Raw genomic sequence first — 20,368 nt, forward strand, 5'->3', positions numbered from 1 at the left:
AGTTTTTTTTTATCGTTTTGAAAATTGATATTTTTTTCTTGCTTTTTTCTGACCAAATTTTTTTCTCTCTACTTCTCTAGAATCACGTGTTAATAATCCTTCAGATTTTAATCTACTTCTATATTTTATATCAATCTTACAAAGCACACGAGATATTGCTAGACGTATTGCTTCTGCTTGACCATGAAATCCACCGCCAAAAACTTTAATATTTATATCAAACTGATCTAATTTATTTACAATTTTTATTGGATATAAAATTTTTTGATGAACATATTTTGGAAAATACTGATCTAATTTTTTAGAATTAATAGTAATTAATCCATTTTCTAATTTTTTTATTTTTAAATATATACGTGCAAGAGACCTTTTCCTTCTTCCTATTGAATGATATATCATAATTTAATTTGATTTGAATAAAATAGGTTTTTGAGCTTGATGATTATGTTCTGATTTTTTATATACGTGAAGATTTTTAAAAATTAAACGTCCTAAACGATTTTTTGGTAGCATTCCCTTTACAGCTCTGTATATCAAATTTCTTGAATCTTTATTAAATAAATGTTTAACAATAATTGTTTTTTTTCCTCCTGGATATCCAGTATGGTAAATATATTTTTTTTTATCCCATTTTTTTCCAGTAAGTTTAATATAATTGGAATTTATGACTATCACATGATCTCCACAATCTACATGTGGAGAAAAAAAAGATTTATGTTTACCTATTATAATTGAAGCAATTTTAGAAGAAAATCTGCCAAGAATTTGATTAGTTGCATCCATTATTATCCATGATTTTTCTATAGATTTTTTTTTAGCTGAAGCCGTTTTAAAACTTAATGAATCCATAGTAATTTATTTTATTTTGTAATATAAGAAATTTTAAAAAACTTTAAAAAAAGACTTTTTGTCATGAAAACAACTTCTTTTAAAAATTTTTTATTGTCATACATTCTCCTACTTTTATTTATAGGTTTTATTTTCATTATGGCATAATGATTGATGAGCTATTGAATGACTAATTAATATGAACAAAACGTAATAAAAATGAGTAAAATTATAGGAATAGATTTAGGAACAACAAATTCTTGTGTTGCTGTTATGGAAATTAATGATCCTATTGTTATACCTAATTCAGAAGGAAAAAGAACCACTCCATCTATAGTTGCTTTTGTAGAAGGTGGAGAAAGAAAAATAGGAGATCCTGCAAAGAGACAGGCGGTAACAAATCCACAAAAAACTATTTTTTCAATTAAAAGATTTATGGGTAGAATGTTTTCAGAAGTTGCTGAAGAATTAAAACATATTCCTTATAAAGTAATAAAAGGAGGGAACAATACACCTAGGGTAGATATAGAAAAAAGATTATATGCCCCACAAGAAATTTCTGCAATGATTTTGCAAAAAATGAAAAAAACAGCTGAAGATTATTTAGGAGAAGAAGTGAACAGAGCTGTTATTACAGTTCCTGCTTATTTTAATGATGCACAAAGACAAGCTACCAAAGAAGCTGGAGAAATTTCTGGATTAAAAGTAGAAAGAATTATAAATGAACCTACTGCAGCTGCTTTAGCTTATGGCTTAGATAAAAGCAATCAAAATAAAAAAATAGTAGTATATGATTTAGGAGGAGGGACTTTTGATGTTTCTATTTTAGAATTAGGAGATGGGGTTTTTGAAGTACTTTCTACCAATGGGGATACTCATCTAGGAGGAGATGATTTTGATCAAGTAATAATTGATTATTTAGCAAATAAATTTAAATCTAGAGAAGGGTTAGATCTTAGAAAAGATCCTATGGCTTTGCAACGTTTAAAAGAAGCTTCTGAAAAAGCTAAAATAGAATTATCCTCTTCCAATCAAACAGAAATAAATCTTCCATATATTACAGCTACGGAATCCGGTCCTAAACATTTAGTGATAACTTTAACTCGTGCAAAATTTGAACAACTATCAGAAAAATTAATACAACGTTCTATTTCTCCTTGTTTTAAAGCATTAGAAGATGCTAATTTAAACACTAAAGAGATAGATGAAGTTATTTTAGTAGGTGGATCTACTCGTATTCCAAAAGTTCAAGAAGAAGTAGAAAAATTTTTTAAGAAAAAACCATCTAAAGGGGTAAATCCTGATGAAGTAGTAGCTATTGGAGCTGCTATACAAGGAGGAGTTTTAACGGGAGATGTGCAAAATGTATTGCTATTAGATGTTACTCCTTTATCTTTGGGAATTGAAACTTTAGGAGGAGTTTTTACAAAACTTATTGAGTCTAATACGACTATTCCTACTAAAAAATCTGAAGTATTTTCTACTGCAGCAGATAATCAGTCCGCCGTTACTATACGTGTTGGACAAGGTGAAAGACCTATGTTTAATGATAACAAAGAAATAGGTAGATTTGATTTGGTTGATATCCCGCCAGCTCCTAGAGGAATTCCTCAAATAGAGGTAACTTTTGATATAGATGCTAATGGAATTTTGAATGTATCGGCAAAAGATAAAGGAACAGGTAAAGAACAATTCATACGCATTGAAACTTCTTCAGGATTAAATCAAGAAGAAATAGAAAAAATGAAAGAAGAAGCTAAAAAAAATGCTCAAAAAGATGAAAAAACAAAAATAGAAATAGAAAAATTAAATACTGCTGATAATCAAATATTTCAAACTGAAAAACAATTAAAAGATTATGAAAATAAATTATCAGAAAATAATAAAAAAAATATAAAAAATTATCTAGAACAATTGAAAAAAGCTCATTCTAAAAAAGATTTTACTGCTATTGATAGCAATATTAAAAAATTAAATGAAGCTTGGATTAATGCTTCACAAGAACTTTATACGGAAAAAAATAAAAAATCAGATAAAAAAGAAAATGGAAATGAAGGAAAAAGTAATAAAGGAAATGAAAATGTTCAAGATGTAGATTATGAAGAAGTAAAATAATGTTTGATAAAGGGAGTTTATTATGATGGAATAATGGAAATTTTAGTTTCACCTCCAGTAACTTTTTCTCCCTTTTTTATTAATATAATAGAATTTAAGGGTAATAAAACATCAACTCTAGATCCAAATTTTATAAATCCAAATTCATCACCTTTTTTTACTATAGCATTTTTTTTTGCATAAATAATAATTCGTCTAGCTATAAATCCAGCTATTTGTCTAAATAAAACTTTATTTTTTTTATTTGTTTCTACAACAATAGTTGTACGTTCATTATTTAATGATGCTTTTTTAAACCAAGCTATTAAATATTTACCTGTATGATATTTTACATAAATGACTTTTCCAGATATAGGGAATCGATTCACATGTACATTAAAAGGAGACATAAAAATTGATATACATATACAATTTTTTTTTAAAAATTCCTTTTCAAAAATTTTTTGTATTTCCACAATTTTTCCATCAGCTGGAGAAATAACGATTTCTTTTTTTTTATAATTTTTTTCAGAAAAATTTCTTTTTGGATTCCTAAAAAAAAAAATTAAAAAAATATAATGTATAATTAAAAAAATAAGTATAGAAAAAAAAATGAATCTAGAAAATAAAAAAAAAGAAAATAATATTAATAATAATAATATAATTAATGCATACAATAAAAATGTTATTCCTTCTTTGTGAATTATCATTATAATGGATTAGGATTAAAAAAATAAACAACACTAGTGACTATTGTTGCTATAATTGGAATTACAAAAATAAAACTATCTAATCTATCTAAAAATCCTCCATGTCCAGGAAACCAAATACCAGAATTTTTTACATTATAAGATCTTTTAATAGTAGATTCTACAAGATCACCAATAGTAGAAAAAATAGGAATTGTAAAAGCTAAAATTACCCAATATTTTCTTTTCCATATTTTGTATAAAAAAAAACCTAACATTAAACAAAAAAATAAACCTCCAATAAAACCTTCTACAGATTTATTAGGAGAAATAGATATGGCAATTTTTTTTTTACCCCACTTTTTTCCTATTAAATAAGATAAAGAATCATTTGTCCATATTAAAAGAAAAACACCTAAAATAAATTTTTTTCCATAATTTATAGTATAAATATAAGAAGCTAAATAAAAAGGGATAATAATATACACTAATCCAAAAATTAAATGATTTACTTGTGTTATTTTTTCTTTATGAGAATATTTTTTAGAAAAAAGCTGAATAATAAAAAAAATTATAGAATATGGAATAAAACAGACAATGTATGATATTAATCCTTTTTTTTTCAAAAAAAAATCCATTATTATAGAAAATAAAAAAAATAAAAAAGTAATTTTAATTAAAATTATATCAGTTCCTAATATGACTAAAAATTCAAATAAACAAAAAAAAGATAACATCATCATTACTATTCTAAAACACTTTTCTCCTTTTTCAATAGAAAAAATAATCAAAATAACATAAATAAACCCAGTAAGTAATCTGATTAAAAAATTAAAATTTTTCTTCTTTTTCATTTATTTTTTAAATAAATTAAGGAGAAGAAATATTACTAACAGTACTTAACATATCTCCTATTTCATCAGGAAAAGGTCTATCCCCAAATATTTTTTTCAAATCTTCTCTAAAAATAACTTCTTTTTCTAAAAGTTCATTAGCCAACATTGTTAATTTTTGTTCATTATTTTTTAATATCTTTTTAGCTCTTTGATATTGTTCCGTTATAATTTTATATATTTCTTCATCTATAATTTGAGCTGTTTTTTCACTATAAGGTTTAGAAAAAGAAAATTCATTTTGTCCTGTTGAATCATAATAAGAAATATTCCCAATTTTTTCATTTAATCCAAAAATAGCTACCATAGATTGCGCTTGTTTAGTAACTCTTTCCAAATCATTTAAAGCTCCAGTAGAAATACTACTAAAAATAATTTCTTCTGCGGATCTCCCTGCTAATAATGCACATATTTCATCCTTCATTTGTTCTGGAGTTGTTAATTGTCTTTCTTCTGGAAGATACCATGCAGATCCTAAAGATCTACCTCTTGGAACTATAGTAACTTTTACTAAAGGAGCAGCATGTTCTAATAACCAACTTATTGTAGCATGTCCCGCTTCATGATAAGCTATTCGTTTTTTTTCATTTGGTTTGATAATTTTATTTTTCTTTTCTAATCCTCCTATTATACGATCTATTGCATCTAAAAAATCTTTATTTTCTATTTTAGATCTATTTTTTCTTGCTGCAATCAAAGCAGATTCATTGCAAATATTTGCTATATCAGCCCCACTAAATCCTGGAGTTTGTCTAGATAAAAAATCTATATCGACATTATCAGATAAAACTAATTTTTTAAGATGAACTCTAAATATTTCTTTTCTTTCATTTAATTCTGGAGGATCAACTAATATAGTACGATCAAAACGTCCAGGACGTAATAATGCCTTATCTAAAACATCAGATCTATTAGTAGCTGCTAATACAATTACATTTGTATGAGTCCCGAATCCATCCATTTCTGTTAATAATTGATTTAAAGTATTTTCTCTTTCGTCATTGGATCCCGCTATACTACTTTTTCCTCTAGCTCTTCCTATAGCATCTATTTCATCAATAAATATTATACATGGAGATTTCTCCTTAGCTTTTTCAAATAAATCTCTAACTCTAGAAGCTCCTACCCCTACAAACATTTCTACAAAATCTGAACCTGATAAAGAAAAAAATGGAACTTTAGCTTCTCCAGCTACAGCTTTCGCTAATAATGTTTTTCCTGTTCCTGGGGGGCCTATCAATAAAGCTCCTTTTGGAATTTTTCCTCCAAGTTTAGTATATTTTTTAGGATTTTTTAAAAATTCTACTATTTCTTGAACTTCTTCTTTTGCTCCTTCTAATCCAGCTACATCTTGAAATGTAATTTTTACATTATCATTTTCATCAAATAATCTAGCTCTTGACTTTCCTATATTAAATATTTGTCCACCAGCACCCCCACCTGTAGATCCAATTCTCTTAAAAATAAAAATCCAAAAAATTACTAGCAATATAAAAAAAATACCATAATCAAAAAAAAATTTTGTAATTGTATATTCTTGCTGATTTTTAAAATCAATAATAGTATTCAGATTATACTTTTTTTTATATTCTTCAAATTTTTTTTGAAAAAATTGTAAATCTCCTATTTCAAATTCATATTTCAATAATAGTGGAATAACTCTATTTTCATTATCATTATTTTGAGCATAATTTATTCCATTAGATAAAATTTTTTTTTTCAAATAAACATATACTATTTCTCTATGTTTTATTATAATTTTTTGTACTTTCCCCTTTTCTAAAATATCAAAAAAAGTATCTTGATCTATTTTTTTAGGATTAGAAAAAGAAGATTTAAAAAAAAATATACCCAAAAATATAGCAAATATAACTGCATATACCCAAAAAAAGTTATTTTTACTTTTTATTTTTCTCATAAGTATTCTTCATGATTATTTAACTTAAAAATAAAAACCAAATTTTTTTTATGGTTGTCATGTATTTTAACTCCAAAGATTTTCTATATTATAATGCAATCTTGCCTTTTTTTGAAAAATATGTACTACAATAGAAATATAATCCACGAGTATCCATTCTCTGTTTTTTAATCCTTCTATATGCCAAGGTTTTTTTTGTAATTGTTTAATTGTAATTTGTTCTATTGATTCAGATATAGCATATACTTGATTATGAGAACTACCATTACAAATAACAAAATAATCACAAATAAAATTTTTTCTATTTTTTAAATTTAAAACAGTGATATCTTCTCCTTTAACCATTTTAATTCCTTCTATAATCTTATTTAAAAGCAAAACAAAATTATTTTATTGTTAAATAAACATTTATTCTTTTTATATTTCAAAAACAAAAATAAAGTTTTCACTTTAAAGAAATTATATTTTTCAATATAAAATATTTTGAAAAAATTTATTTGGCCCATAGATTTAATTTTATTAAAAGAAGTTAATTCTACAAATCAATATGCTAGAAAATATACTCATAAAAAAAAAAATTGGATAGTAGTTTGGGGTATAAATCAAACTAAAGGAAAAGGAATAGAAAAAAATTTATGGTATACAGAAAAAGAAAAAAGCTTGACTTTTAGTATTGTTTTTAACCCTATTCATATTTTTCCTATTCATAAAAAATATATCATAAATGTCATTACAAGTAATGCTATTCATAAAATTTTATCAAAATACAACCATAAAAAAAAAATTTGGATTAAATGGCCTAATGATATTATTTCAGATAATAAAAAAATTGGAGGAATTTTAATAGAAAATAACATAAAAAATAAAAATATTTATACCATTATTATTGGAATAGGGTTAAACGTTTATCAGCTAAAATTATCTGAAAAAATGAATATTATTTCTTTAAAAGAAATTTTTAATATTAATTTTAAATTATATAATCTTTTATATGAAATAATATTTTTTATACAAAAAGAATATTTTTTATTCTTAAAATATGGAGAAAATTTTGTAAGAAAACATTATATCAATAATCTATATTTAAAAGATATAATTTCTTTTTTTTATATTTTTCGAAAAAAAAACTATGTTCAAGGCATTATACGATCTATAACAAATCAAGGTTTTTTAATAGTGGAATTCAATAATAAAAAATACCATTTTTTTTCTCAAAAAGAAATAAAATTTTTTATTCCGTAATTTTTTTATTTATTATTTCTTTTATCATTGTTCTCCAATGAGTACGTTTTTTTAATTTTTTTTTTTGAATTTTCATCATAATTTTTTGTTCATCTAACATAAACTCTTTAATAAAAAATAAAAAACAAATATTAATAATGTTAGAAGTAAAATAATATAGAGATAGACCAGAAGCATAACTATTTATAAACAATAACATTAAAATTGGCATTAAATATAATATAAAATTTATATCAGGAATAGAACTATTATCATCTTGTGAAAGATCTTTTTTTCCATTATTGCTTAATTTTGTATAAACTAATAAAGCTAATGAATATAATAAAGTGAGTAAACTAACGTGATTTCCATAAAAAGGAATAAAAAAAGGTAATTTAAAAATAGAATCATATGATGTTAAATCTTCTACCCATAAAAAAGATTTTCCTCTCAAATTTATTATAGTAGGAAAAAATTTAAACAACGAATAGAAAATAGGAATTTGAAATAATGTAGAAATACATCCAGACATTGGATTAATTCCTACTTTTTTATACAGTTCCATCATTTCTCGTTGTTTTTTCAAAGTATCTTCATTATTTATATATTTTTTATTTAACTCTTTTATTTCTGGACGAATCAATTTCATTATTGCACTTAATTTATATTGTTTATAAGTAATTGGAAATAATATAAGTTTCACTACAATAGTCATTAAAATAATAATAAGACCATAATTCAAATTTGTTTTTTCTAAAAATTGAAAGATTATTAAAAAAAAATATTTATTAATCCATTTTAAAAAACCCCATCCAAATGGAATAATATTTTCAAATCCATTTTTATATTCTTTTAAAAAATTAAAATCCAAAGGACCAAAATAAAAACGAGAAGAAAAATAAAATTCTTTATTTTTTTTTGTGTTATTTATTAATGTGTGAAATTGAATTTTTTTTAGAAAAATTCCTGAATAACAATTTTCAGATCTAACATAAATATTTTTTAATGTTTTATTGGGAATAAATATAAAAGAAAAAAATTGTTGTTTATTAGCGATCCAATTTATATTGGATATATTTTTTTCCTCTGTTTTTTTTTCAGATAAATATTTTACAGACGTCGAATTATTAACAGAATAATATACTTGAGTATATGAATTTTCCCAATTTCTATCCTTCTCCAAAGAGAATATTTTTTGTTCCAAATTTATAGAAACAGATTTACTAAAAGGAAAACAATTTATAGTTCTGGCATAAAAACCAATATGGTATTGATTATCTTTACCCATGATATATATATAATCTAAAAATCCTTTTCCATAAGGATTTTTAGCTCTCATAATAAGAATATTAACTCCCTTTTTATTTTTTAAAAAAAAAGGTTTAAAAATTAAATTTTTTGTATTAATACTTAAACCTTTTTTATTAGAAAAAGACATATCATATAAGAGACTAGAATTTTTTACCAAAAAAAGATTTTTTGAATGAAATGCTAAAGTACCATCATAAGCTTTATATTTTTTTAAAAAAACTTCACGAATCATCCCTCCTATACGAGAAATTTTCAATTTTAAAACATTATTTTCTAATAAAAAAGAACCATTTTCCCCCCTTTTTTTTTCTTCTAAAAGAATAATTTTTTTTGAAATATAAAATTTTTTATTATTATTTTTTTTGGGTTCTTGATTACTAAAAAAATAAGTAAAAACTGTTAAAATAAATAGTATAAGAAATAGTCCTATCATAGAACTATAATCTAATTTTTTATCCTTCATATACAAGAAGAATTCTGGATATTAAAAAATTTATAATTTTTAGAAACTTGTACAAAGTTAGTAAATAAAGGATGAGGATTTGTTACTGTACTTTTATATTCTGGGTGGTATTGAACTCCCAAAAAAAAAATATGATTTTCCAATTCCAAAGCTTCTACTAAACCTGTATCTGGATTTATTCCAACAGCTTTCATTCCAGCATTTGAAAAATATTCTAAGTAACTATTATTAAATTCATATCTATGACGATGTCTTTCAAATACCTCTTTTTTACCTCCATAAATAGAAGATATTTTTGATCCTTCTACGAAAGAACATTTCCAATTTCCTAAACGCATAGTTCCTCCTTTATGAGTTAATTTTTTTTGTTTTTTCATTAAACTTATCACTGGATGAGAAGTATATGGATTTGTTTCGTAACTTTCTGCTTTTTTAAATCCTAATACATTTCTAGCAAATTCTATAACAGCAATTTGCATACCTAAACATATACCAAAAAATGGTATTTTATTCTCTCTTGCATATTTTGCAGCAAGTATTTTTCCTTCTATTCCTCGATTACCAAATCCTGGAGCTACCAAAATTCCTGAAATACCATCAAAATATTTTTTAATATTTTTTTCTTTTATCGTTTCCGAATAAATCCATTTTATTTTAACATAAGTTTCATTTTCCGCTCCTGCATGAATTAAAGCTTCTGTTATTGATTTGTAAGAATCATGTAAAGAAACATATTTTCCAACTAATGCTATTTGTGTTTCATATTTTGGATTCTTATATTTTTTTACAAAAAAATTCCATTTTTTTAAATTTGGAGACAAAATAGTAGATAAATTCAAATTATTTAACACCACTTTATCAAAATTTTGTAAATGCAATAAAAAAGGAATTTCGTATATAATTTTAGTATCAATTGATTCTATAACATGTTTTGGTTTTACATTACAAAATAAAGCTAATTTTTTTCTAATATTTTTAGATATATGTTTTTCTGTTCTACAAACAATAATATCTGCTTGTATCCCATTTTCCATTAAATTACGAACAGAATGTTGTGTTGGTTTCGTTTTAATTTCTCCAGTTACTGTTACGTACGGTAACAAAGTTAAATGAATAACTAATCCGTTAAATTTACCTAATTCCCATTTTAATTGACGTACAGATTCAATATATGGTAAACTTTCTATATCTCCGACAGTCCCACCTATTTCTGTAATAATAATATCAGAATTTTTAGATTTTCCAACTTTTTTAATACGTCTTTTAATTTCATCAGTTATATGAGGAATAACCTGGACCGTTTTCCCTAAATAATTTCCTTTTCTTTCATTATCTATAACTGTTTTATATATCAATCCAGATGTTACATTATTTTCTTTAGTAGTAGGTTGATTTAAAAATCGTTCATAATGTCCTAAATCTAAATCTGTTTCTGCTCCATCTTCAGTAACAAAACACTCTCCATGTTCATAAGGATTTAAAGTTCCTGGATCTATATTAAAATAAGGATCTAATTTCATAATTGAAATTTTATATCCCCTAGCTTTTAATAACATTCCTAACGAAGCCGAAACGATTCCTTTTCCTAAAGATGAGGTTACCCCTCCTGTAACAAAAATATATTTTATCCCCATTATGAAGAATATAAATTAACAATTTTTTTTATAAAAAAGTTAATTATAACGAATAAATTTTATTTCACAGAATGTGAATTTTTAATAATAAGAATTTATGATTTTTTTTTTATATTTACCAAATATGGAGCAAGTTCTACACAATCAGCTCCCTATAAATCCTCCAGGGTGGGAACACAGCAAAGGTCAATAGGTTGTAGCGATGTGATGTAGTTTTGCTTGCTCCTTTAAAAAACATAGTAACTTTTAAAAATATAGTAGCTATGGAATAAAAATTTATGGAAGACTTATTAAAATGTAATTTTTGTGGTAGAAAAAAAAATGAGATAACTTTTCTTATATCTGGAATAAATGGACATATTTGCAATTATTGTATAGAAAAAACTTATTCCATAATTCATAAAAAATTTTCAATAAAAAATGATGAAAAAATAAATGTACCTACCATAGAAATAAAAAAACCTAAAGAAATAAAATCATTTTTAGATAAAAATGTAATAGGACAAAATGAGGCTAAAAAAATAATTTCAGTAGCTGTATATAATCATTATAAACGGATTATTCAAGGGGATGTTTCAAAAAATAAAAATGAAAATACAGAAGAAAATGTAGAAATAGAAAAATCAAATATATTGTTAATTGGAAATACTGGAACAGGAAAAACATTATTGGCAAAAAGTATATCAAAACTTTTAAAAGTTCCTTTTGCAATAGCTGATGCTACCACTTTAACTGAAGCAGGATATGTAGGAGAAGACGTAGAATCTATTTTAACAAGATTATTACAATCAGTTAATTATGATATTCATTCTGCAGAAAAAGGAATTATTTTTCTAGATGAAATAGATAAAATATCTAGAAAAAATAATAATCCTTCTATTACTAGAGATGTTTCTGGAGAAGGAGTTCAACAAGCTTTACTTAAAATATTAGAAGGGTCAGTCATAAATGTACCTCCACAAGGAGGGAGAAAACATCCAGATCAAAAAATGATTCAAATAAATACTGAAAATATATTATTTATAGCTGGAGGGACTTTTGATGGAATAGAAAAAATTATTTCTGATAGAATTGAACAAATATCTATAGGTTTTTTAACTAAAGAAAAACAAAAAGAAAAAAATAATAATTATTTTTTAAAAAATATTATAGCTATAGATCTTAAAAATTTTGGATTAATTCCTGAACTTATAGGAAGATTTCCTGTAATAACTTATTTAAATCCATTAAATAAAAATATGTTAAAAAAAATATTGGTAGAACCTAAAAATGCTTTAATAAAACAATATAAAAAATTATTTTATATGGATAAAATATCTATGAATATAACAGATGAAGCATTGGATATTATAGTAGATAAAACTTTTCAATTAGGAATTGGAGCTAGAGGATTGCGAACTTTTTGTGAAAAAATATTTTTAGATTATATGTTTAATATAGAAAATATACAACCTATTTTAAATATAGATAAAAATATTGTTTTGAAAAAACTTTCTTTTTCTTAATTTTTTATTAATTCCCATAGTTTTTTTTTAAGTTCTATTAATCCTTCTTTTGTAAAAGAAGAAAAAAATATAATATCTAAATTAGAAAATATTTTTTTTATTTTATTTTTTGTTTCTGAAGAAATTAAATCTGATTTAGAAATTGCTAATAATCGTTTTTTCTTTAAAAGACTTGAATTAAATTTTTTTAGTTCATTTAGTAAAATAAAATATTCTTTTTTCTTATTTTTTGTTTCTGAAGAAATTAAAAACAATAAAATAGAATTTCGTTCTACATGCCTTAAAAAATAATATCCCAATCCTTTTCCATCAGATGCTTTTTCTATAATTCCAGGAATATCTGCTATTATAAAAGAATTAAAATCCATTTTTACCGCACCTAAATGTGGTTCTTTAGTAGTAAAAGCAAAATTTCCTATTTTTGGTTTAGCTTTTGTTATAACAGAAAGCAAAGTAGATTTTCCTACATTAGGAACTCCTATAATACCTACATCTGCTAAAATTTTTAATTCTAAAAAAATCCAATAACCTTTTGTTTTCATTCCTGGTTGTGCATAATAAGGAGATTGATTAATTGAATTTTTAAAAAAAGAATTTCCTTTTCCCCCTTTTCCTCCTTCAAATAAAATTTTTTTTTGAAAACTTTTATTAATTTCTGTTATAATATTTTTTTTTTGATCTTTAACTATAGTTCCTATTGGAACTTCTATTAATAAATCTTTTCCATTAGATCCAGTTATATTATTCCTTTTTCCAGAAAATCCTGATTTTGCGATCCAATGTTTATTATATCTTAAATGAAAAAAAGTATGAATATGATAATTTCCTTGAATAACAATATTTCCTCCTTTTCCTCCTGATCCTCCATCTGGTCCTCCTTTAATTATATTTTTATCTCTATAAAAATGAATACATCCAGCTCCTCCATCTCCACTTTTACAATAAATTTTTATAAAATCAATAAAATAATTTTTCATAGTTTTTATTATAAATTCATTATTTTTTTTTCTATAAAAAAAGAAATTTTTTTTATGGGGAAAGAAGCATTTAATTTTATAATATTTTTTCCATATTTATCATTATTCCAAATAAAAGCCGTTTCTTTATTATATTCTTCAATTCTTTTATTAACTGTAATAATATCCGTATCATCATTACGATGACTTATTTTTCCTCTTTTTAATAATCTATTTATTATTAATTTTTCTTGAATAAAAAAATGAAAAATAATATTTATATTTCCTAAATAAAATTTTTTTAATATTTCTTTTAAAGATAAAATTTGATTTTTAGTTCTAGGATATCCATCATAAATAATTCCTTTAGCATGAAAATGTTTTTGAACTTCTATATTCAACATTTTTGTGGTTATAAAATCAGGAACTAATATTCCTTTATTTATATAACAACTAGCAAGTTTTCCTAACTTCGTTTTTTTTTTAATATTATCTCTAAATATCATACCAGTAGATAAGTGTATAAAATCAAATTTTTTTGCTATTATTTGAGCTTGAGTTCCTTTTCCACATCCTGGAGGACCAAACAATATAATGTGTATCATAAAAAAAATTTTTATTATAAATCTTTATGTAAAAAAAAATACACTATAAAGTAAGGTTATGGTATAGTGCAATTATTATATGCAATTATTATAAATGAATAGCTTTTCCATAAGCATGAGCTATGGCTTCTAAAATAGATTCACTTAATGAAGGATGAGGATGTATACTTCCTAAAATTTCATAACTAGTTGCTTCTAATTTTCTAGCAACTACTACTTCAGAAATCAAATCCGTAACGTTATTTCCAATCATATGACAACCTAACCATTCATCATATTTTGCATCAAAAATTACTTTAACAAAACCATTAGTATTTTCATCAGAAATCGCTCTTCCAAGAGCACTAAATGGAAATTTACCTACTTTTATTTGAAATCCTTTTTTTTTAGCCTCTTTTTCAGTATAACCTACTGAAGCTATTTCAGGAAACGAATAAACACATTTTGGAACATTATTGTAATCTATATTATGACAATTCAACCCTTTTATATTTTCAATGCAATTTATTGCTTCATGTGAAGCAACATGAGCTAAAGAAGGAGTTGAAATTACATCTCCAATAGCATAATATCCATCTATATTTGTCCTATAATTCTCATCTACAACTATAAATCCTTTTTCAATCTGAACGCCTATTTCTTTTAATCCAATTAATTGAATATTAGGAATAATTCCTATAGCATATAATACGATATCTGTTTCTAAAATAATATTACCTATAGAAGTTTTAACATCCATAGTAATAATACCATTATTATGATTTATTTTTTTTATAGAAGAAGATGTATAACTTTTTATTCCCATTTTTTCAAAAGAATATTTCAAGTAATCAGATATTTCATCATCTCCATTTGGAAAAAGTTTTGGACAAATTTCTATAATAGTAACTTTTGTCCCCATAGAATGATAAAAATAAGCAAACTCTAATCCAATAGAACCAGAACCTATAATAATTATTCTTTTTGGTAATGAAGATAAAGAAAGTGCTTCTCTATATGTTATGATTTTTTCTCCATTATATTGAAACTTTTTTTCTATTTTAGGAATAGCTCCAGTAGCAATAATAATATGTGTAGCCGAATACTCGCCTATATTTTTTTCATTTTTTAAAACATCAATTTTTTTTTGTTTTTTTAATTCAGCAGTTCCATGAATAACATGAATTCCATTTTTTTTCATTAAAAATGAAATTCCTTTTTTTATTTTATCTACTACATTTCTACTTTTAGAAATAATTTTAGGATAATCTATTTTAATTTGATGATTATTTATTCCAAATAAATCTCCATTTTTTTTGATAGATTCTAATATTTTTGCATTTTTTAAAAGAGATTTGGTAGGAATACAGCCCCAATTTAAACAAATTCCTCCAAGAGATTCTTTTTCTATTATAGCTGTTTTCATTCCTAATTGTGCAGCACGTATAGATGCTACATAACCACTAGGGCCGCTTCCCAAAACAATAATATCAAAATGCATAATAATTTAAATCTTATAAAATGTTAAATTTACAGATTTTATAGAAAAAAAAACACAATTCGTAATTATAATAAAAATATTATAAATTTGCACTAAATATAGGATGTATATGAAATTTTTTATAGATACAGCTAATTTAGAAGAAATTAATAAAGCTAGATTGTTAGGAATATTAGATGGAGTAACAACAAATCCATCTTTAATTGCAAGGGAATCTATTTTTAATCAAAAAGAAATTGATAATCATTATATATCCATATGTAATCTTTTAAAAAATGAAGAAGATGTAAGCGCAGAAGTTATTAGTAATAATTATACAGAAATGATTAGAGAAGGGGAAAAACTTTCCCTTTTACATCCAAAAATTGTAGTAAAAATACCTATGACAGAAAATGGAATTAAAGCTATAAAGTATTTTTACAAAAAAAAAATTAAAACTAATTGCACTCTTGTTTTTACTCCCGGACAAGCTATTTTAGCGGCAAAAGTAGGAGCTTATTATGTTTCTCCATTTATAGGAAGAATAGATGATATATCTTATAATGGATTAAATATTATAAAAGAAATAAAAAATATATATGATAATTATCATTTTAAAACAAAAATATTAGCTGCTTCTATACGTAATCCTTTACATATAATAGAATGTTCAAAAATTGGTATTTTTGCTATAACTTCTCCTATAAATGTTATAAAAACTTTATTATATCATCCGTTAACAAATATAGGATTAGATAAATTTATAAAAGATTACAATAAGAAATTTTAATTTTTTTTTCTAATAAATATTGTATAGAAATAGATGTAGCTTTTGGAAGTTTTTCATAAAATTTTGATAACTCTATTTGTTCCTTATTTTCAAAAATTTCTTCTAAATTATTTTTATGCATAAAATTAAATTCCTCCAATTTATTGTCTAAATCTTCCTTAATTTTATCGTTAATTTTTTTACTTATAATCTCTAATATGCATATAGTTTCATATATATTTTTTTTTAAAATTTTTTCTAATTTTACACGATCTATCGTTTCCGTATTTATAGAAGCATTAATACCACTAATAAAATTCATATATTTTTTAATTTTTTATATAAAAATTTTAATTTTTTTGCATTAGATAAATGAGAAAAATATTTCATATATTCTTCATAAGACCTAAAAAAATCCTTTTTTTTAGATAATTTATATTGAGATAAACAAATTTTATATAAAATTTGTTCCTTAAAAAAACCATCTGGAAAATTTTTTATAAGATTTTTAAAATAAATTAAAGAAACCTGATATCTCCCCATTAAAAAATAAGAATCCGCTATATTATAATTTTTATCTTCTATTTTTTTTAATAAATCGTTCAGCAATCTATAAGCTTCTTTAACATTACAACTATTTGGATATTCTCGAATAAATTGATTAATTTTGTTAATAGCAACACAAGTTTTTGTTTTATCTAAATCAAAATTTATAGAAGAATAATAATAATTTTTCCCACTTTTAAATAAATCTTCTTCATTTTTATTTATATCAGAAAAAATTAAACAACCATTAAAAATAGTTATAATTATTATTAACAATAAAATAATTCTAAAATTCACTATTTTTTTATATGAATATTTTTAATATCTCTGTCCAATAAATACAAACCTCCTCTATCTTCTCCTATTAACTCCATTTTGTCTAAAACCATTCTAATTAAAGCTTCCTCTTCTATTTGTTCTTCTACATACCATTGTAAAAAATTATATGTAAAAAAATCTTTTTCTTTTAAAGATAATTCTACTAAAAGGTTTATTTTATTGGATATTTTTTTTTCATGTTCAAATAATTTTTTAAATAATTCTTTTAAAGATCCATATGTAATTTTTTTAATGCAAACATTATCTATAACTACGTTTCCTCCTCTTTTATTAATATATCTTATTAATTTTAACATATGCATTCTTTCTTCATGAGAATGATCATATAAAAATTCACATATTCCTTCAAAACCTTTTTTTTCTACCCAAGATGCCATAGACAAATATAATTGAGAAGACTCATATTCTCTATTTAATTGTTTTATTAAACCTATTTGTATTTTATCACTAAACATGTCAATTTATGCTATGATTTCTTATTTTTTTCAATAAATGTAGCATTTTCTTTTTTAAAGCAGGTGTTCCTATTAATAAAGGTAATCTAACATAGCTATTACATATTCCTATTATACTTAAAAAAGTTTTTATCCCTGTAGGATTTCCTTCCTCATAAATAAGATCTATCATTTTAATTATTTTATAAAAAATAGAAAAAGCTTCTTCCACTTTATTATTTTTTGCGAAGGATACCATTTTAGAAATAGAAGAAGGGAACCCTTGAGCAATTACGGAAATAACGCCTTCTCCTCCTCCTAATAAAACAGGTAAAGTTATAAAATCATCTCCTGATATAACACTAAAATTTTTTGGTTTTTTTTCAATAATTTTATAAGATTGTAAAATATTTCCAGAGGCTTCTTTTATTCCTATTATTTTTTTTTTATTAGCTAATCGCAAAACAGTTTCAGGAAGAATGTTAGATCCTGTTCTTTTGGGAACATTATAAATAATAATATTTATTTCTGTATAATTAATTATAGATACAAAATGCTGATAAATACCTTCTTGAGATGGTCTATTATAATAAGGAGAAACGGATAAAATAGCATAAAAATCGGATGAATTTTTAATTTTATTTATTTCTTTAATAACATTTTTTGTATTGTTTCCTCCTATTCCTAATATTAAAGGAAGTTTTTTATAATTTGCGCTTTGAATACATTGAATAACATCTTGTTTTTCTTCTTTTTTCAAAGTTGCTGTTTCAGCTGTTGTTCCTAATGCAACTAAATAATCTACTTCATTGTCCTCCACGTATTTTACAAGTTTTTCAATACCATTGAAATCTATTTTTCCATCCTTTTTAAAAGGAGTAACTAACGCTACACCTGTTCCATATAATTTTTTCATAAATTACTACATTATGTGATAAATTATGTGATAAATATTTATTTGAAATATCATTAATTATTATTTTAAAAAACAGATGTAAGCGTGCATAAAAAATTAAAATAATAAAATGAATATCAATATCTTTTTGTTCTTGGCCTAGCTGCAGAAACAATAATATTTCTTCCCATAAATTCCGTTCCATTTAATTTTTCTATAGCTTGTTTAGCATTTTCTTCATTAGACATTTCTATAAAACCGAAACCTTTACTTCTTTTATTTGAGGTAGACTCATCAAAAATTATTTTAACATGAGTTACTTCGCCTATAGATTCAAAATATTTCTTTAATTCTTGTTCTGTCATATCATAAGATAAATTACCTACGTATAATTTCGTATTGTCCATATTAAAAATAAATTGTTTTAAAAGCAAATTTAGATAAATATTTTTTCTAAAAAAGAAAAATGTATTACTTAAACTTATTAAAATTAAACGGGGTTATTGATATTTTTTATCTTAAATAGATAAATTTTTTTCATGAATTATAAAGAACAATTTTAATGAAAAATTCTTTTATTGTATCATCATTATTGGATAATGATTTTTATAAATTTACCATGCAAAATGCTGTGATAAAATTATTTCCATTAGTAAAAGCTAAGTATAAATTTATCAATAGAGGTCAACATTCTTTTCCAAAAAATTTCGATAAAATTTTAAAAGAAAATTTGAATAAAATGGCTTATTTAAAGCTTTCAAATGAAGAAAGAACTTACTTAGAAAAGTTTTGTCCTTATTTAGATTCTTCCTATTTAGATTTTTTAGATAAATATCAATATAATCCAAAAGAAGTAAATATATCTCAAAAAGGAAAAAATATACAAATGAATATTGAGGGGGCATGGAGTAGCACCATATTATGGGAAGTCCCTTTAATGGCTATCATTTCTGAATTATATTACAAATTAACAGGAGCTATTCCTATATCAAATAAAAAAATTATAATTTTAACTAAAAAAAAAATAAAAAAATATAAAAAATTAAATGTAAAAATTGGAGAATATGGGACAAGAAGAAGATTTTCTTATCAAGTACATAAATTAATATTAAAAATATTAATAGAAGAAGGATATCCTATTTTTATTGGAAGTAGTAATGTACATTTTTCTCATATTTACTCCATAAAACCAATAGGGACTTTAGGTCATGAATGGATCATGTTTCATGCAGCAAAATATGGATTTAATATAGCAGATCGGATAGCAATGGAAAATTGGATAAAAATTTATAAAAAAAATTTAGGAATTGCTTTATCTGATACATATACATCTCCAATTTTTTTCCAAAATTTTAATAAAAAACTAGCTAATACTTTTAAAGGAGTTCGACATGATAGTGGAGACCCCATTTCTTTTATAAAAGAAACCATTAAACATTATAAAAAATTTAAAATAAATCCTATTAAAAAAAAAATTATATTTTCTGATAATTTAAATCCATGTAAAGTTGCTAATATTTCTTCTTTTTGCAAAAAAAAAATTAATCCTTATTTTGGAATAGGAACTCATTTTACTAATGATGTAGGCCTTTCTCCCATGAATATGGTAATAAAAATGGATAAGACACTTCCAGTTATAGAAAAAAAAAATAAAAATAATTGGATTTCAGTAGTGAAACTTTCTAATGTTGAAGAAAAATCAACTGGAAAAAAAAATATGATTTTTTTAGCAAAAAAAAATCTTCATTTATAACAAACATTTTTATTTATTATGACATAATGACATTTTATTTTTTACCTTTATTAAAA

Annotated in this window: 21 protein-coding genes and 1 other RNA gene; 6 read left to right on the top strand and 16 right to left on the bottom strand. The window is 23.5% G+C overall.

Going from position 1 to position 20,368, the window contains the following annotated elements:
* Positions 1 to 9: 9 nt before the first annotated feature.
* Both rpsI and rplM read right to left on the bottom strand, forming a co-directional pair.
* Positions 10 to 399 (bottom strand): 30S ribosomal protein S9, encoded by a 390-nt coding sequence (gene rpsI, locus H0H59_RS02020; RefSeq protein WP_394798648.1) that lies wholly within the window; start codon positions 397 to 399, stop codon positions 10 to 12.
* A 3-nt stretch (positions 400 to 402) separates the two neighbouring features.
* On the bottom strand, positions 403 to 849 hold the full coding sequence (gene rplM / locus H0H59_RS02025) for a 50S ribosomal protein L13 (protein WP_185861970.1): 447 nt from the start codon (positions 847 to 849) through the stop codon (positions 403 to 405).
* A 198-nt stretch (positions 850 to 1,047) separates the two neighbouring features.
* Here rplM and dnaK point away from each other — a divergent pair, with 198 nt between their 5' ends.
* On the top strand, positions 1,048 to 2,943 hold the full coding sequence (gene dnaK / locus H0H59_RS02030; protein ID WP_185861971.1) for a molecular chaperone DnaK: 1,896 nt from the start codon (positions 1,048 to 1,050) through the stop codon (positions 2,941 to 2,943).
* 20 nt (positions 2,944 to 2,963) lie between these two features.
* Here dnaK and H0H59_RS02035 read toward each other — a convergent pair whose 3' ends face one another.
* The 4 genes from H0H59_RS02035 to rsfS all read right to left on the bottom strand — a co-directional run bounded on the left by H0H59_RS02035 (position 2,964) and on the right by rsfS (position 6,800).
* Complete coding sequence (locus tag H0H59_RS02035; protein ID WP_185862426.1) at positions 2,964 to 3,629, bottom strand: phosphatidylserine decarboxylase family protein; 666 nt, start codon at positions 3,627 to 3,629, stop codon at positions 2,964 to 2,966.
* 2 nt (positions 3,630 to 3,631) lie between these two features.
* Positions 3,632 to 4,465 (bottom strand): phosphatidate cytidylyltransferase, encoded by an 834-nt coding sequence (locus H0H59_RS02040; protein ID WP_185861972.1) that lies wholly within the window; start codon positions 4,463 to 4,465, stop codon positions 3,632 to 3,634.
* 16 nt (positions 4,466 to 4,481) lie between these two features.
* Complete coding sequence (gene ftsH / locus H0H59_RS02045) at positions 4,482 to 6,422, bottom strand: ATP-dependent zinc metalloprotease FtsH (protein WP_394798649.1); 1,941 nt, start codon at positions 6,420 to 6,422, stop codon at positions 4,482 to 4,484.
* A 66-nt stretch (positions 6,423 to 6,488) separates the two neighbouring features.
* Positions 6,489 to 6,800: a ribosome silencing factor gene (rsfS, locus tag H0H59_RS02050; protein ID WP_185861973.1), complete on the bottom strand. Its 312-nt coding sequence runs from the start codon at positions 6,798 to 6,800 to the stop codon at positions 6,489 to 6,491.
* A 105-nt stretch (positions 6,801 to 6,905) separates the two neighbouring features.
* Here rsfS and H0H59_RS02055 point away from each other — a divergent pair, with 105 nt between their 5' ends.
* On the top strand, positions 6,906 to 7,664 hold the full coding sequence (locus H0H59_RS02055; protein WP_185861974.1) for a biotin--[acetyl-CoA-carboxylase] ligase: 759 nt from the start codon (positions 6,906 to 6,908) through the stop codon (positions 7,662 to 7,664).
* Here H0H59_RS02055 and H0H59_RS02060 read toward each other — a convergent pair.
* On the bottom strand, positions 7,654 to 9,417 hold the full coding sequence (locus H0H59_RS02060; protein WP_185861975.1) for a YidC/Oxa1 family insertase periplasmic-domain containing protein: 1,764 nt from the start codon (positions 9,415 to 9,417) through the stop codon (positions 7,654 to 7,656). The genes H0H59_RS02055 and H0H59_RS02060 overlap by 11 nt on opposite strands.
* On the bottom strand, positions 9,414 to 11,051 hold the full coding sequence (locus H0H59_RS02065; protein WP_185861976.1) for a CTP synthase: 1,638 nt from the start codon (positions 11,049 to 11,051) through the stop codon (positions 9,414 to 9,416). The genes H0H59_RS02060 and H0H59_RS02065 overlap by 4 nt, the downstream gene beginning before the upstream one ends.
* Positions 11,052 to 11,178: 127 nt before the next feature.
* Here H0H59_RS02065 and ffs point away from each other — a divergent pair.
* Positions 11,179 to 11,279, top strand: an RNA gene (gene ffs / locus H0H59_RS02070) — signal recognition particle sRNA small type.
* 50 nt (positions 11,280 to 11,329) lie between these two features.
* Positions 11,330 to 12,556, top strand: a complete 1,227-nt coding sequence (clpX, locus tag H0H59_RS02075) for an ATP-dependent Clp protease ATP-binding subunit ClpX (RefSeq protein ID WP_185861977.1) — start codon at positions 11,330 to 11,332, stop codon at positions 12,554 to 12,556.
* Here the strand turns inward: clpX and obgE are convergent.
* The 3 genes from obgE to lpdA all read right to left on the bottom strand — a co-directional run bounded on the left by obgE (position 12,553) and on the right by lpdA (position 15,597).
* Positions 12,553 to 13,533: a GTPase ObgE gene (obgE, locus tag H0H59_RS02080; protein ID WP_185861978.1), complete on the bottom strand. Its 981-nt coding sequence runs from the start codon at positions 13,531 to 13,533 to the stop codon at positions 12,553 to 12,555. The genes clpX and obgE overlap by 4 nt on opposite strands.
* 8 nt (positions 13,534 to 13,541) lie before the next feature.
* Complete coding sequence (locus tag H0H59_RS02085) at positions 13,542 to 14,117, bottom strand: adenylate kinase family protein (RefSeq protein WP_185861979.1); 576 nt, start codon at positions 14,115 to 14,117, stop codon at positions 13,542 to 13,544.
* Positions 14,118 to 14,205: 88 nt separating this feature from the next.
* Positions 14,206 to 15,597 carry a dihydrolipoyl dehydrogenase gene (gene lpdA / locus H0H59_RS02090; RefSeq protein ID WP_185861980.1) on the bottom strand — a complete coding sequence of 464 codons (1,392 nt, stop codon included), beginning with the start codon at positions 15,595 to 15,597 and terminating at the stop codon, positions 14,206 to 14,208.
* A 109-nt stretch (positions 15,598 to 15,706) separates the two neighbouring features.
* Between lpdA and fsa the strand changes: the two genes are divergently transcribed.
* Complete coding sequence (fsa, locus tag H0H59_RS02095; protein WP_185861981.1) at positions 15,707 to 16,366, top strand: fructose-6-phosphate aldolase; 660 nt, start codon at positions 15,707 to 15,709, stop codon at positions 16,364 to 16,366.
* On the opposite strand, the gene H0H59_RS02100 is transcribed toward fsa, so the two are convergent.
* The 5 genes from H0H59_RS02100 to H0H59_RS02120 form a co-directional block, all read right to left on the bottom strand.
* Positions 16,338 to 16,667, bottom strand: coding sequence for a hypothetical protein (locus H0H59_RS02100; protein WP_185861982.1), 330 nt, complete (start codon positions 16,665 to 16,667; stop codon positions 16,338 to 16,340). The two genes, fsa and H0H59_RS02100, sit on opposite strands and share 29 nt — an antisense overlap.
* Positions 16,664 to 17,188 (bottom strand): outer membrane protein assembly factor BamD, encoded by a 525-nt coding sequence (gene bamD, locus H0H59_RS02105; RefSeq protein ID WP_185861983.1) that lies wholly within the window; start codon positions 17,186 to 17,188, stop codon positions 16,664 to 16,666. The genes H0H59_RS02100 and bamD overlap by 4 nt, the downstream gene beginning before the upstream one ends.
* A complete protein-coding gene (locus H0H59_RS02110) occupies positions 17,188 to 17,685 on the bottom strand; it encodes a ferritin (protein WP_185861984.1) in 498 nt (165 codons plus the stop codon). The genes bamD and H0H59_RS02110 overlap by 1 nt, the downstream gene beginning before the upstream one ends.
* Before the next feature lies 1 nt (position 17,686).
* Entirely contained in the window at positions 17,687 to 18,580 is an 894-nt protein-coding gene (gene dapA, locus H0H59_RS02115) for a 4-hydroxy-tetrahydrodipicolinate synthase (RefSeq protein WP_185861985.1), read from the bottom strand.
* A 116-nt stretch (positions 18,581 to 18,696) separates the two neighbouring features.
* Entirely contained in the window at positions 18,697 to 18,966 is a 270-nt protein-coding gene (locus tag H0H59_RS02120; protein ID WP_185861986.1) for an RNA recognition motif domain-containing protein, read from the bottom strand.
* A gap of 155 nt (positions 18,967 to 19,121) precedes the next feature.
* On the opposite strand from H0H59_RS02120, the gene pncB reads away from it, so the two are divergent.
* Positions 19,122 to 20,312: a nicotinate phosphoribosyltransferase gene (gene pncB / locus H0H59_RS02125; RefSeq protein WP_185861987.1), complete on the top strand. Its 1,191-nt coding sequence runs from the start codon at positions 19,122 to 19,124 to the stop codon at positions 20,310 to 20,312.
* Positions 20,313 to 20,368: the final 56 nt, after the last annotated feature.

It is taken from the genome of Blattabacterium cuenoti, assembly GCF_014251715.1.
Taxonomy (GTDB): Bacteria; Bacteroidota; Bacteroidia; order Flavobacteriales; family Blattabacteriaceae; genus Blattabacterium; species Blattabacterium cuenoti_M.

What these genes read in the sequence shown, in the direction of transcription:
- H0H59_RS02060 (WP_185861975.1), bottom strand. Translation starts at nt 9,417, where the DNA reads ATGAAGGATAAAAAATTAGATTATAGTTCTATGATAGGACTATTTCTT.
- clpX (WP_185861977.1), top strand. Translation starts at nt 11,330, where the DNA reads ATGGAAGACTTATTAAAATGTAATTTTTGTGGTAGAAAAAAAAATGAG.
- H0H59_RS02110 (WP_185861984.1), bottom strand. Translation starts at nt 17,685, where the DNA reads ATGTTTAGTGATAAAATACAAATAGGTTTAATAAAACAATTAAATAGA.
- ftsH (WP_394798649.1), bottom strand. Translation starts at nt 6,422, where the DNA reads ATGAGAAAAATAAAAAGTAAAAATAACTTTTTTTGGGTATATGCAGTT.
- obgE (WP_185861978.1), bottom strand. Translation starts at nt 13,533, where the DNA reads ATGAAAAATTATTTTATTGATTTTATAAAAATTTATTGTAAAAGTGGA.
- dapA (WP_185861985.1), bottom strand. Translation starts at nt 18,580, where the DNA reads ATGAAAAAATTATATGGAACAGGTGTAGCGTTAGTTACTCCTTTTAAA.
- rpsI (WP_394798648.1), bottom strand. Translation starts at nt 399, where the DNA reads ATGATATATCATTCAATAGGAAGAAGGAAAAGGTCTCTTGCACGTATA.
- dnaK (WP_185861971.1), top strand. Translation starts at nt 1,048, where the DNA reads ATGAGTAAAATTATAGGAATAGATTTAGGAACAACAAATTCTTGTGTT.
- pncB (WP_185861987.1), top strand. Translation starts at nt 19,122, where the DNA reads ATGAAAAATTCTTTTATTGTATCATCATTATTGGATAATGATTTTTAT.
- H0H59_RS02040 (WP_185861972.1), bottom strand. Translation starts at nt 4,465, where the DNA reads ATGAAAAAGAAGAAAAATTTTAATTTTTTAATCAGATTACTTACTGGG.
- lpdA (WP_185861980.1), bottom strand. Translation starts at nt 15,597, where the DNA reads ATGCATTTTGATATTATTGTTTTGGGAAGCGGCCCTAGTGGTTATGTA.
- H0H59_RS02120 (WP_185861986.1), bottom strand. Translation starts at nt 18,966, where the DNA reads ATGGACAATACGAAATTATACGTAGGTAATTTATCTTATGATATGACA.
- H0H59_RS02085 (WP_185861979.1), bottom strand. Translation starts at nt 14,117, where the DNA reads ATGATACACATTATATTGTTTGGTCCTCCAGGATGTGGAAAAGGAACT.
- H0H59_RS02065 (WP_185861976.1), bottom strand. Translation starts at nt 11,051, where the DNA reads ATGGGGATAAAATATATTTTTGTTACAGGAGGGGTAACCTCATCTTTA.
- H0H59_RS02100 (WP_185861982.1), bottom strand. Translation starts at nt 16,667, where the DNA reads ATGAATTTTATTAGTGGTATTAATGCTTCTATAAATACGGAAACGATA.
- rplM (WP_185861970.1), bottom strand. Translation starts at nt 849, where the DNA reads ATGGATTCATTAAGTTTTAAAACGGCTTCAGCTAAAAAAAAATCTATA.
- fsa (WP_185861981.1), top strand. Translation starts at nt 15,707, where the DNA reads ATGAAATTTTTTATAGATACAGCTAATTTAGAAGAAATTAATAAAGCT.